Raw genomic sequence first — 12,891 nt, forward strand, 5'->3', positions numbered from 1 at the left:
ATTTCTCGGACGCAAGGGCGATGGCGAGCCTGGTGTGAAGAGCATTTGGCTCGGACTGCAGCGCATCAGAGACGTGGCAGCCGGGATCAAATACGCCAAAGAATCTCATGACTTATGAAGATGTGTGTAATGAGATGGCCTTAACGCGCGCTGTAACCCGACCTACGGGTAGCATTTTCCGGAGATCACCTTATCGGCAATCGAATACCGAAACGCAGCGAGATGCACACAAAAAGCCATATCAAAAAGATAGCCGCAGCCAGACTATCCATATATCAAAAGACCAAGCTGCCTACCATTCGACCTCAGATGCTAACTGCGGGGATCTTCGGGGCTTTCCTTGGATTCTGCTACGTCGTTTGGCTGCTACCAACCGATTTCCTGCTTGGCCAAAGCGGCTTATGGAGTATCGGAGACCCTGGCGCCTACGTTTCCGCTTTACATGCCTATTTGAACGATTCCTGGCATTATCCGCCATTAAAAACCACTTCACTCAATTACCCCGAAGGGGTCAATGCAGCATTCGCTGATATTTTACCGATCCTCGCGCTACCAATCAAGCTCTTGCGCTCATGGATTCCGCAAGACGTCAATTATTTTGGCTACTGGATTGTGCTTGCCTACACAATGCAAGGCATGTTCGCCGCCTGCTTAATGTACCTGATGGGCTGCCAAAGATGGACGTGGCTCTTGCTCACGACCACCATCTTCATCATGTCGCCAGCCATGCTGTTCAGAGTGCATGCGCATATTGCGCTAACGTCACACGCTTATATATTGCTCGCGTTACTTATCTACTTCCTCATGACTCGAGGAAGCATCAAATTCTGGAATAGCGTGATCGCTTACATCAGCCTGACTAGTGTCGCCTTACTCACACACCCATACCTATTTGCGATGGTGTATCCAATATATCTGGCCAGTATCATTGACTGCCTGCGATTGGGACTGTGCTGGGAAAAGGCGTTGGCAGCCATTGCACTCTCAGCAATCATCATTCTTGGACTGCTATGGTTTGGAGGCTATATATCGCACGGAGCAACATCGTTGAGCGGCGGCGGAGGATTTGGATCCGGATCGATGAATCTAGTCGCGCCAATCATGGGCGGATCCATCCTTGACCCTAGCGCCTGGCGCGATCATACCGGAATGTATGACGAATGGCCCATGCCTTACAATGCAACTGGCGGCCAATATGAAGGATACAACCATCTTGGGATAGGTGTCTTGGCGGCATTGTTAGGCGTGCTCGTTTTCAGAGCAAAATGGATTCTAGACCGATCACTGAATCACCCTGCGCTTCTGGTGATGATGCTGTGCTTTACATTTTATGCAATATCATCACAGGCCTACTTTGCCGGCCAATTGTTATGGTCATTCAGCTTGCCTAATAAAGCCGAAGTTCTCGCCGAGCAATTTCGAGCAAGCGGCCGTTTTTTTTGGCCTGTGGGTTATTTACTGACGCTCGTTGCATTGACGGGCGTGACGCGCATACGCTTGAAAACATCCATTACGGCGTTACTTGCTGCGATTCTGCTCGTGCAGTTCATCGACACAAGGCCATTACGCGGCATGACGCGATGGGCCGCCACATTATCCGCGCCCACACTGATGACGGACGACTGGTGGCAACAGCGAATAGACAACAAAACCGCTCTATACCTTTTTCCAACATTCGGTTGTGGCGCGCGCACCTTCGAGGACGTCTTACCCGCTCAACGCCTAGCCACCACACACGATATACCATTCAACACCGGAACATTGGCTCGGGGCTATGGTACATGCGAAGAAAAAGAATCAGCGCTAAATCAAGGTCTACAGTCGAACAACATGTATATTTTTCTTACCGAGCACTATGATAAGGAAACACTTAACGCAAGGTTTGGAGCAGACACCATTTCGACACACTGTGTTTTACGCGAAATTGGATATGTTTGCACCCCGTGAGCAGCAGATATGGCGAACATCCAGCTATTGGCTTGACGAGATTGCAAAGCTGCTGCGCTTCGGCATCGTCGGCATCTCCGCCACATTAACACATTTATTAACGGCCGGGATGGTCTTGAAATATTGCTACAGCTCCGTTTTCTTTGCCAATATCACGGCTTTCGTTATTGCTTTTCAGGTCTCTTTCGTTGGTCACCGCTACGTGACTTTCAAAAAAAAAGGCCATACCGACCGCTTTATTGTTGCGGCCGGATTAGGCTTCATCTTCAATAACGTCATATTGGCAGGATTAGTGTTCAGCGGCTTGCTAAATGGATTACTAGCAATCTTCGTGTCAACTCTTTGCGTTCCAATCATTGTGTACGCCTTGCTTCGCTTTTGGGTTTTTTCCAATGAAAATCAGCAATCCTGACTTTGTCACACTGGTTATCCCTGTTTACAACGAATCATCTTCGATCGTAAACAACCTACGAACCATCATTGATGAAGCGTGTCGCGCACCAGAGGTCGAGTATGAACTATTGGTCATCGACGACGGCTCCAACGACGACACAGTACAATTGATCGATGGTTTTCGGAACACTGAGCCTTCAGTAAAGTTGCTTTCTTTCACCAGGAATTTCGGCAAGGAAGCCGCCATTCAGGCTGGACTCGAAATGGCGCGCGGCGATGCCGTCATCATACTGGACTCGGATCTTCAGCATCCACCTAGCCTGATACCCGAGATGATAAATTTATGGCGCGCGGGAGTACCCGTCGTCGAGGCCGTCAAGCATGATGAAAGCGATAGCCGCACGATAGAACGATTCAGGGCCGAATTATTTTATCGAATCTTCAAATGGCTTTCTGGCCTGGATCTTCAAGGCCATTCGGATTACAAATTGCTCGATCGACAAGTTTTGAATTGCTATCTGTCATGGCCCGAACGAAAACGATTCTTTAGAGGACTAATAGAGTGGGCATCATTTCCGTGCGCGCGTATTCCGTTCATCGTGCCAGAGGGCTCTAGAAGCGACAGCAGGTGGGGATGGTTAGCCTTAACACGTTACGCTATCGATAATCTAACGAGCTTTTCCTCTATGCCGCTGCGGATTTTTTCGCTATTCGGGATGATCGTATTAGCGCTTGGCGCAGGGATCGGATTTCTGGGATTATGGCAAAAATTTCAGGGATACGCGCTCGACGGATTCACGACCATAAATTTACTGATCATATTTATTGGCGGATCCATTTTGCTTGGAATTGGAATCATAGGTCATTACCTCGCGAGAATATATGAAGAAGTTAAGCAAAGACCGACCTATCTATTGCGTTCCGCGACAGAATCGAACTCATTGATTGAAAATAGAGACCAAGGGTCCAGGATGACATAGAGACGGCATCGTCTTGATGCGTAACTGTTACGTCCCGTGTGATTATCTGCCTCGACGGAGCTATCCTTTGTTCCGTGCCCGCGAGGTGCTAGCGCACCTGAGCCATGAAGCAGCCACTCGCGGAAATCACAAGTCATCCTGCTGACAGCCGACCGAGAACCTGATTGCCGATGGACATCCGCCTGCACAAGAATGCCCGCACCACTCCGGCGATTCGTCGCGAGTTGCAAGCATCCACGTTGCCGAACAAGGTCCTCGCCGCCCAGTACAACCTATCGGTCCAGACCGTGAGGAAGTGGCGGCGACGCGAGGTGGTCAAAGCGTGTATACAATCTTCGGGGACTTGACAGATTACCGAAGCACCGAAGCCTTGCGTTTGCGTTAACAGGCCCTAACCGCGTATCAGAGTATCTTGGTCACCAGCTTGACGGCCATGTCCTGCGGATCGCTCTCGATGCGGAACCCAAGCGACTTGACCAAGGCCAGCATGCGAGTATTGGCGGTCAGCACTTCCCCTTCCATGAGGCGGAAACCACGCAGACGCGCGTTCTGCATCAGCGAGCGCATCAGCCGCGCGCCGATGCCCAGGTTCTTCCAGGTGTCCGACACCACGATGGCGAACTCGCAGGCCTCGCCGCCAGGACGCGACATGTAGCGCGCCACGCCCACCTCGGCCTCCGAGCCCTCGTACTCGACCACGCCGATCAGGGCCATCTCCCGGTCGTAATCGATCTGAGTGAAGCGTACCAGCATCTCCGGGGTCAGTTCCTTGATCGCCTGCATGAAACGAAAATACTTGGTCTGCTCCGAAAGCCCGCGCACGAAATCCTGCTCCATCTCCGCATCCTCGGGTCGGATCGGCCGGATGACCAGATCCTTGCCGTCCGGAAGCTGGACCCGCTCGATCAAATGGCTCGGATAGGGGTGGATGGCCATGTGACCATAGGTCGGCTGCTGCGGCGGGCGGTACTCGACCTTGATCCGCGCATCGACGGCGATGACCTCCTTATCGTTTCCGATCAATGGGTTGATGTCCATGGCGATGATCTCGGGCAGTTCGCAGACCATCTCCGAGACACGCTGGAGAATCCGAGCCAGCGCGACCCGGTTCATCGGAGGCATATGCTGAAAGGCCCCCATCAGTCGCGCGATTCGGGTGTGATCGATCATCGTCTGAATGATGAAGGCGTTCAGCGGCGGCAGACCGAGGGCCAGATCCTGTAGGACCTCCACCTTGGTCCCGCCCGAGCCGAAGCTAATGACCGGGCCGAAGATCTTGTCGCGGAAGACGCCGGTCATGAGTTCGCGCGCGGCACGACTCGACACCATGTGCTCGACCGTGATGCCATCCATCCGGGCTTCCGGGCGCAACCGCTTGGCACGCTCCAGAATCTCGGTGAAGGTGCGCCGAACCGACTGGGCGTCATCAATGTTGAGCTTGACCCCATCGACATCCGATTTGTGCTCGATATCCGGCGAATTGATCTTCATCACCACCGGAAATCCCAGCGCCTCGGCCGCCATCAGGGCCTCGTTGGGGGTACGGGTCAGCACCGCCTGCATGGTCGGGATACGGAAGGCGGACAGGATCGCCTTGGCCTCCACCGTTCCGAGCACCTTGCGACCCTCGGCCATGACGCCCTCGATGATCAACCGCGCGCCCTCGACGTCCGGCGGATCCTCATAGGACAGCGGCGAAGGCGACTGCATCAGCAGCTTCTGATTGCGCTCATGCGCAGCGAGGAAGGACAGCGCCTCGACCGCAGCCTCTGGATTGTCGAAATGCGGGACGTTGTGCTCGGACAGCAAAGCCTGGGCCTCGGCGACACGATTGCCGCCCATCCAACAGGCGAGCACAGGCTTGCGGCTGCTCTTCGACGCCTCGACCAGGTGACGGGCGGTCGCGACCGGATCCCCGAAAATCAATGGCGCCAGGATACAGAGCACGCCGTCCACCTCGGGATCGGCCAAACAGGCATCGAGCGAAATGCGATAGCGCTCGGGCGGAGCGTCGCCGATGATATCGATCGGATTGCCGTGCGACCAATAGTCCGGCAGCGCCTGCTCCAGTTTCTGGCGCGTAGCATCGCTGAACTGAGCCAGGGACAGCCCCAGCTCGACCGCGCGATCGGCCGCCAGGACGCCCGGTCCGCCGCCATTGGTGATGATGGCGATGCGATCCCCGGCGAGCCGGCGCCGCGTACCGAACACCTGGGCCGCCGAGAACAGCTGATCCAGTTTGGTCACCTGGACCACGCCCGCGCGGTCGGTGACTGCCTGGAAGACATCGGCGGAACCCACGAAGCCACCCGTGTGCGACTTGATGGCACGGGTTCCCGCCGGCTGGCGGCCCGCCTTGACCACGATCACCGGCTTGAGACGCGCTGCCGCGCGCAGACCGCTCATGAAATGCCGCGCGTTGCGGACCCCTTCGACATAGAGCAGGATGCACTGCGTCTGGGTATCCAGGGCGAGGTAATCCAAAATGTCGCCGAAATCCAGATCGGCCGCCGCGCCCAGCGAGACGACGGCCGAGAAGCCTACGCCGCGCGGCTCGGACCAATCGATCATGGCGGTACAGATGGCGCCGGACTGAGACACCAGGGCCACGTTACCGCGCCGGGGCAGATCCTGACCGACGCTGGCGTTGAGGCCATGCTGAGGGCGCATGACCCCAAGACAGTTGGGCCCCAGCACGCGGATGCGATTGCGCCGGGCCGCCTCGACCATCTTCTCCTGTAGGATGGCACCGCGCTCGCCATGCTCGCCAAAGCCAGCCGAATGGACGACGGCCGCTTTGACCCCGTAGCTTCCGCACTGATCGAGAATCGCCGGCACCGATTCGGCCGGGGTTGCGATCACGGCCAGGTCGACCTGCTTGTCCAGCACGTTCAACGAGGGATAGCAGGGTTGACCGTTCACCTCTTCATGCTTGGGGTTGATGGCATAGCAGACGCCTTTGAAGCCGCCCGCGAAGATGTTGCGGAAGACCATGCCACCGATCGAGCCTTCGTTGTCGCTCGCGCCGAACACCGCCACGGCACTCGGGGTGAAGAGTTGGTCAATATCCGTCAAACGCATGGGTCTGCCCTCTGAGGCATAAAAGGGGTTAATCTCTCGTTATGCCGCCAAAGAGCGGCAACCGACTATCTGAAGCCTAGCTCACGCACCCTGTACCGAGACCATCGGGTCACGCGTCGGGTACGCGTCCTGAGGAGCCGTCATGAATCTCGCCTTAATATCGCATCAGACCTGTATGGAACACAGGATGGGCGCACATCACCCCGAATGCCCCGAACGGCTCCACGCGATCCAGGACCGCCTGATCGCGTCGGGGATGGAGATGCTGGTGACTCATTTTGACTCGCCCGCAGCGACCATCGATCAACTCGCCCGTGTCCACGACCGCGCATACATCCAGAGCATCATAGATGCCGCGCCCAAGTCAGACGACGCCCTGACCTGGATCGACGGTGACACAGCGATGAACCGCCACTCCCTGGAGGCCGCGCTGCACTCCGCCGGCGCGGCCATACTCGGCGTGGATCTGGTCATGGGCAACCGCCATCACACCGCCTTTTGCACTGTACGCCCACCCGGCCATCATGCCGGACGCGCCAAGGCCAGCGGGTTTTGCATCTTCAACAACGTCGCCATTGGGGCAGCCCACGCATTGGAGCACCACGGCCTTGAGCGGGTCGCCATCATCGATTTCGACGTGCATCACGGGGACGGAACCGAAGAGATCTTCACCGGGGACGAGCGCATCCTCTTCTGCTCCAGCTTTCAGCATCCCTTCTATCCAGGGACCGGAGCCGATAGCGTTGCGCCGAACGTCGTCAACCTGCCGATGCCGAGATTGACCGACGGAGAGGCGTTCAAGGCGCAGGTCGAGGCCAACTGGCTTCCGAGACTCCATGCCTTCGCCCCCCAATTGATCATGGTTTCGGCCGGATTCGATGGACACGTCGAGGACGACATGGCTCACTTCAATCTGCGTGAGGCAGATTTTGGGTGGATCACGCGAGAGGTCCACAAGCTGGCGGCGAAGTACTGCAAAGAGCGGGTGGTCTCCTGTCTCGAAGGGGGATATACGCTATCCGCGCTCGGGCGTTGCGTCAGCACCCACATCGACGAGCTGATCGGTCATGTCTGAAGCGGCCGTATCGGCTAAGTTCGGGTGCTGCAATGCAGCATTAGAATAGACGCCCCACCCATCGGTTGCAATGACGTCCGTCGGACAAGCCGCCCCACGCGACCCCGACCTGCTCACTCTATCGAAGGCTCAGGATGACCGCGATCCTCTGGTTCAGACGCGACCTGCGTCTCGACGACAATCCCGCGTTGGCGGCCGCCTTGGCGAGCGGCCGCCCCGTCCTGCCCGTCTATATCCATGCGCCACACGAAGAGGCGCCCTGGGCACCAGGCGCGGCGAGCCGCTGGTGGCTGCATCGCAGCCTTCAGTCCCTAGATCGCTCGCTCCAGGACCGAGGAAGCCGGCTATGGATCACCCGAGGCGACAGCCTCGCCGAACTCCGACGCATCGTCGCCGCGACCGGTGCCGCCGAGGTCCACTGGAACCGGCTCTACGACCCGCGCATCCGGGACCGGGACGCGGCTATCGAGCAGGCGATCAGAGCCGACGGACTGCACTGCGAGAGCCACAATGGATCCCTGCTGTTCGAGCCTTGGGAGATCCTCACCGCGCAAGGCCAACCCTACCGGGTCTTCAGCGCCTTTTGGCGCAATGCGACGAAACGCCTCCCGGACATCCAACCGACGGCGCCAACCAAAGACATCCAATGGACGCGCATCGAGCCTCCGCTGCCGGGACTCGAGATCAAGGATCTGGCGCTTCAACCCGAAATCGCCTGGGACGCAGGACTCCAAGAGACCTGGACGCCCGGCGAACAGGCCGCCCAGGACATGGCCGCCCATTTCCTCGACACCCGGCTGTCGCGCTACGGCGAGGACCGCGACCGACCGGACATGCCTGGCACATCCAGACTCTCGCCTCATCTGCACTTCGGTGAAATTAGCCCGCGTCGCCTGCTGGAACTGACACGCTCACGCGTTGCGGACCCGAGCGAGGATCCCGCCGAACCCTTCATCCGCGAGGTCGGATGGCGCGAATTCGCCCATCACCTGCTCTACCACTTCCCGCAGACACCGACCGAGCCGCTGAATCCCCGTTTCGCAGAGTTCCCCTGGAAGCAGGACGAGACGGATGCCCGACTCCAGGCCTGGCGCCAAGGCCGGACCGGCATTCCCGTGGTCGACGCAGGACTGCGCGAACTCTGGGACACAGGCTGGATGCACAACCGGGTGCGCATGCTGGTCGCCTCCTTCCTGACCAAGAATCTGCTGCTGCCCTGGCAGAAAGGCGCGGTCTGGTTCTGGGACACCTTGGTCGACGCCGACCTGGCCAGCAACACGCTCGGCTGGCAATGGACCGCCGGCTGCGGCGCCGACGCGGCACCCTATTTCAGGGTCTTCAATCCGGTCCTACAGGGCCAGCGTTTCGACCCGGACGGTGCCTACATCAAACGCTGGTGCCCCGAACTCGCGCGTCTGCCGCTCAAGTTTCTGCACCAGCCTTGGACCGCGCCCACGACGATCCTGACGGCGGCCGGAGTGACGCTCGGTGTCGACTATCCGCATCCCATGGTGGATCTGGCGACCTCGCGCCAGCAGGCACTCGCCGCCTGGGAGGCAATCAAATGAGAGACGCTCAGCCGACCTGACCGAGCAGGCGGCGCACGGCAAGTCCGGCCAGGGTCAGTCCGAACAATGAAGGCATGTAGCTCAGGGTTCCATTGACCGCGCGGGGCCGTCCGCGCCCCGTATCCTCGGGGGGACGCGGCGGAATCGGCGACTCGTCGGACCAGACCACGGTCACGCCCCGCCCCACACCGCGTCGGCGCAGCCGGCTGCGCACCTCGCGCGCCAGGGGACAGACTTGGGTCTCCATCAGATCACCGACCCGCAGCCGGGTCGGATCCATGCGCCCGCCCGCCCCCATGCTGCTGAGGATGGGCACCCCGAGCCGCACCGAGGTCTCGATCAGGGCCACCTTGCTGGAGAGGCTGTCGATGGCATCGACGATCAGGTCGAAACCGCCGCCGACGAAGTCCTCCATGCGATCCTCATCGATGAACTCCGGCAGCGCCGTCACGCGGCAGCCCGGATTGATGTCGGCGATGCGCTCGGCCATGACATCGGCCTTGAGTCGACCGACCGTGGAGCGAAGCGCGACCAGCTGGCGATTGAGGTTGGAGGGTGCGACCCGGTCGTGGTCGACCAGGGTCAGGGCGCCGACACCGGCCCGCGCCAGCGCCTCGGCAACGAAGGAACCCACCCCGCCGAGCCCTGCGACCAGGACATGGCTCGCACCCAGACGCTCGACCCCCTCATCGCCAACGAGAATGCGGGTGCGGTCCGAGAGCCCCTCGGAGAAGCTGTTCGAATCTGCCTCGTTCATACGCGATCCAATCCCAACACTCGCCGCGCGTTCGCCGTGGTCGCGCGCGCGACTTCATCCAAACCAAGCCCCCGAACCGCGGCCAACGCCGCCAGAATCTCCGGCAGATATTCCGGGCTGTTGCGCTCGCCGCGATGCGAGGCAACCGTGAGATCCGGCGCGTCCGTCTCCAGAACGATGCCCTCCAAGGGCAGCTGACGCGCCAAACGCCGCAGCTTGGTGGAACGCTCGAAGGTCAGCATACCGCCGAAGCCGAGCGCAAACCCCAGATCCAGATAGCGCCTCCCCTGCTCCAGGCTGCCACTGAAGGCATGGGCGATACCGCCAACGACCGGAATCCGCCGCAGCGCCGCCAGCACCTGATCGTGGGCCTTGCGCACGTGCAGGAGAACCGGCAGACCGACATCGCGGGCGATCTGCAGCTGTGCCTCGAAGAGACGCAGTTGGCGCTCCGGATCCAGCCCCTCGACGAAGAAGTCCAGACCGATTTCGCCGACGGCGGCCGGACGCTGCTCGGCGAGCGCCCGCTCCAAGGCAACGATATCGGCCTCGCGATGCCGATCCAGATAGACCGGATGCAGACCGAGGGCCGGAAAGAGACGCGGCGCGCCCGCCTCCGAGCGCGCACAGCAATCGAGCAGGTGCGTCCAACCGTCGGCCTGAATCGCCGGAACCAGGATCGTGCTCAGACCGAGCGCCCCGCATCGGCGCCAGACCGCATCGCGATCCGAGTCGAAGGCGGCAACGTCCAGATGGCAATGGGTGTCGATCAATTCGAGCACAGATCCCCCGCGCGTCCCATCAGGCTCCGACATTGTTGCGCTGATCGCGCACGAAGATCGCCTTGTGCGCCCCGCGCCCCGCCGCACGCTCCTCCAGGTCGAACAGCTGGGTCGCCTTGAGCAGACCGCTGAGCTTGGCATACCCGTAGTTGCGCGAGTCGAACTCCGGACTGCGCTTGGCGATGGCGGTGCCGACCATGCCCAACGCCGCCCATCCCGTATCGTCCGCCGCGCTGTCGACGGCACCACGCAACAGGGTCAGCAGCTTGGCATCGCGCTTGAGTTCCTTGCCGCTCTTGCGGGTAGTGGCGTCCGTACTCGAATCCTCGCGCAGCACCTCGGTATAGACGAACTTGTCGCAGGCGGCCACGAAGGGTTCGGGCGTCTTCTGCTCGCCGAATCCATAGACCGTCATCCCCGACTCGCGCAGCCGCTGGGCCAGACGGGTGAAATCGCTGTCGCTGGAGACGATGCAGAAGCCTTCGAAATTGCGCGAATAGAGCAGGTCCATGGCGTCGATCATCATGGCCCCATCGGTCGCGTTCTTTCCCTTGGTATAGCGGAACTGTTGCATCGGCTGAATCGAATGCTGCAGCAGGGTCTCTTTCCAACTGCCCAGGTTCGGCAGCGTCCAGTCGCCATAGATGCGCTTCACGTGGGCCGTCCCGTACTTGGAGATTTCGGCCAGCAGGCCGTCGACGATGCTCGCCTGGGCATTGTCGGCATCGATCAGGACGGCGAGTTTGAGATTGACTGGATCGGACATGGATACCGGATTCCCTGAGTCGAGGATGAACGAAGAAAAACGCCCGAGCATGGCCCGATCGTTCTACCACATGAGGTCGTCGGGCACCTGGAAGTCGGCGTAGGGATCGTCGGCGTCCTTCTCCTCGGCCGCCTGGTTCTGGACCAGGACCAGACTCGCATCACGCGCTCGCACACGCTCCGCAATCTCGACCGGAACCACCTCATAGAAGGCATCCTGACGTACCACGGCCAATCGGCCAGCGACCAGCTTGGCATGCTGATCCTTATTGACATAGATACGCTTGAGCTTGGTGCCGTCGGTGAAGTTGAAGGCCAATTCGCCACCGTCGCGCACCACGCGATGGGTGTGGATCAGCTGACGAATCTCGTTCTCGGCCGCACGCTTGGCCGCCTCCTCCTGGCGCTGGCGGTTCAACTCGCGATCGCGCTCGGCCTTCTCGGCCTGCGCCCGTTGCGCGGCCTGACGCGCCTCGGCGTCGGGCTGAGGACCACGCTTGCCGGACTGCTTGACGTTTTTGCGCTTCGACGACCGCGCCTGCTTGAGCTTCTGCTCGTTGACCAGGCCGGCCTTCAGGAGCTGGTCTTGAAGTGAATTACCCACGATATGGTTCCCCGTTGATTGGAGTCGACGGACCCGGTCCAAGCCGGATGATCTCGACGACCCCATGGTAAAAAGGATGGCTGCAATCGACGTTGGTGAGAGGATCCGACAGCCGCGCCCGGGACGCAAGCTTGCCGTCTCGAACGGACAATTTTGTCCCCGACCAACTTGGATGAGTACAATCCGCGCGCGGCAAGACGACGCATTCACGCCGCCCGCCGCCACCGATTTCCGATCTAGTCCACATTCCAAGCCCTACTGATTACACGGAGTAGCCTTCATGACCCGACTTTTTCTGTTCGCCGCCTTGTCGCTCTCGCTCGTTCTGCCAGCCTACGCAGGGAGCGCCGCCAGCATCGGTTATGTCGACATGCAAAAGGTGCTGGAGGACAGCGAGCTCGGACAGCGTCTGCAAGAACAGCTGCGCAAGGAGTTCGAATCCCAGGCCAAGGAACTCGCCATCGAAGAACGCGAGATCAACCAACTCCAGCAGGAGCTGGCGCGTGACAAGCCGCTGATGAGCAACGACCAGGTAAAAAAGAAGGAAAAGGAGATCGAGACCCGCATCACCACCTATCAGAAGAAGGCCGCACCCGTTCAACAGGAGCTGATGAAGGCTCAGCAGAAGAAGGGGCGCGAGATCGTGGCACCCGCGCGCAAGGCGGTCAACGAGGTCGCTAAGAAGAAAAAGCTCGGCATGGTCGTCGAGCGCGGCATGAGCGGCCTCATGTACGTCGACGAGGGTTTCGACATCACCGCCGACGTCATCAAACAACTTGACGCATCGACCAAATAGGCGTTGATACAAGCCTGGGGCATCCAGCCGTCCGATGACTTCTGACGGCTGTGTGACCGGGCTGTTTCAGACGATTACCTATCGGGTATAATCCAGGCGCTTCGAGGCATTTCCCAGGCCCGCAGCACGGGCGCGGAAGACCC

The 12,891-nt window shown here is 59.6% G+C and carries 12 protein-coding genes and 1 pseudogene; 8 read left to right on the forward strand and 5 right to left on the reverse strand.

The features are described from left to right. The 5 genes and pseudogenes from THIDRDRAFT_RS24795 to THIDRDRAFT_RS26840 form a co-directional block, all read left to right on the forward strand. A partial coding sequence (locus tag THIDRDRAFT_RS24795) for an IS4 family transposase (protein WP_007042177.1) occupies nt 1-118 on the forward strand: 118 nt, incomplete at its 5' end. Nucleotides 119-222: 104 nt separating this feature from the next. Continuing rightward, entirely contained in the window at nt 223-1,947 is a 1,725-nt protein-coding gene (locus tag THIDRDRAFT_RS25745; RefSeq protein WP_007042178.1) for a DUF6311 domain-containing protein, read from the forward strand. Continuing rightward, the gene (locus THIDRDRAFT_RS17250) at nt 1,931-2,359 is read left to right on the forward strand and encodes a GtrA family protein (protein ID WP_007042179.1); all 429 of its coding nucleotides are present in this window, start codon (nt 1,931-1,933) and stop codon (nt 2,357-2,359) included. The genes THIDRDRAFT_RS25745 and THIDRDRAFT_RS17250 overlap by 17 nt, the downstream gene beginning before the upstream one ends. Beyond that, nucleotides 2,340-3,320: a glycosyltransferase family 2 protein gene (locus tag THIDRDRAFT_RS17255; protein ID WP_007042180.1), complete on the forward strand. Its 981-nt coding sequence runs from the start codon at nt 2,340-2,342 to the stop codon at nt 3,318-3,320. The genes THIDRDRAFT_RS17250 and THIDRDRAFT_RS17255 overlap by 20 nt, the downstream gene beginning before the upstream one ends. Nucleotides 3,321-3,490: 170 nt before the next feature. After that, nucleotides 3,491-3,640, forward strand: a pseudogene (locus THIDRDRAFT_RS26840) (IS481 family transposase); the annotation flags it as partial. A gap of 82 nt (nt 3,641-3,722) precedes the next feature. Here the strand turns inward: THIDRDRAFT_RS26840 and THIDRDRAFT_RS17260 are convergent. Beyond that, nucleotides 3,723-6,401 carry a bifunctional acetate--CoA ligase family protein/GNAT family N-acetyltransferase gene (locus tag THIDRDRAFT_RS17260; protein WP_007042181.1) on the reverse strand — a complete coding sequence of 893 codons (2,679 nt, stop codon included), beginning with the start codon at nt 6,399-6,401 and terminating at the stop codon, nt 3,723-3,725. Between the two features lie 142 nt (nt 6,402-6,543). Here THIDRDRAFT_RS17260 and THIDRDRAFT_RS17265 point away from each other — a divergent pair, with 142 nt between their 5' ends. After that, on the forward strand, nt 6,544-7,476 hold the full coding sequence (locus THIDRDRAFT_RS17265; protein WP_007042182.1) for a histone deacetylase family protein: 933 nt from the start codon (nt 6,544-6,546) through the stop codon (nt 7,474-7,476). Nucleotides 7,477-7,610: 134 nt separating this feature from the next. After that, nucleotides 7,611-9,044 (forward strand): cryptochrome/photolyase family protein, encoded by a 1,434-nt coding sequence (locus THIDRDRAFT_RS17270; RefSeq protein ID WP_007042183.1) that lies wholly within the window; start codon nt 7,611-7,613, stop codon nt 9,042-9,044. A gap of 7 nt (nt 9,045-9,051) precedes the next feature. Here THIDRDRAFT_RS17270 and THIDRDRAFT_RS17275 read toward each other — a convergent pair whose 3' ends face one another. The 4 genes from THIDRDRAFT_RS17275 to THIDRDRAFT_RS17290 form a co-directional block, all read right to left on the reverse strand. Next, nucleotides 9,052-9,801 (reverse strand): tRNA threonylcarbamoyladenosine dehydratase, encoded by a 750-nt coding sequence (locus THIDRDRAFT_RS17275; RefSeq protein ID WP_007042184.1) that lies wholly within the window; start codon nt 9,799-9,801, stop codon nt 9,052-9,054. Continuing rightward, nucleotides 9,798-10,583 (reverse strand): TatD family hydrolase, encoded by a 786-nt coding sequence (locus tag THIDRDRAFT_RS17280; protein ID WP_007042185.1) that lies wholly within the window; start codon nt 10,581-10,583, stop codon nt 9,798-9,800. The genes THIDRDRAFT_RS17275 and THIDRDRAFT_RS17280 overlap by 4 nt, the downstream gene beginning before the upstream one ends. Nucleotides 10,584-10,602: 19 nt before the next feature. Then, nucleotides 10,603-11,349 (reverse strand): NYN domain-containing protein, encoded by a 747-nt coding sequence (locus THIDRDRAFT_RS17285; RefSeq protein WP_007042186.1) that lies wholly within the window; start codon nt 11,347-11,349, stop codon nt 10,603-10,605. A gap of 63 nt (nt 11,350-11,412) precedes the next feature. Continuing rightward, complete coding sequence (locus THIDRDRAFT_RS17290) at nt 11,413-11,952, reverse strand: DUF2058 domain-containing protein (RefSeq protein ID WP_007042187.1); 540 nt, start codon at nt 11,950-11,952, stop codon at nt 11,413-11,415. A 280-nt stretch (nt 11,953-12,232) separates the two neighbouring features. On the opposite strand from THIDRDRAFT_RS17290, the gene THIDRDRAFT_RS17295 reads away from it, so the two are divergent. After that, complete coding sequence (locus THIDRDRAFT_RS17295; protein ID WP_007042188.1) at nt 12,233-12,748, forward strand: OmpH/Skp family outer membrane protein; 516 nt, start codon at nt 12,233-12,235, stop codon at nt 12,746-12,748. Nucleotides 12,749-12,891: the final 143 nt, after the last annotated feature.

Origin of the sequence: Thiorhodococcus drewsii AZ1 (assembly GCF_000224065.1) — a bacterium.
GTDB classification, from domain to species: domain Bacteria; phylum Pseudomonadota; class Gammaproteobacteria; order Chromatiales; family Chromatiaceae; genus Imhoffiella; species Imhoffiella drewsii.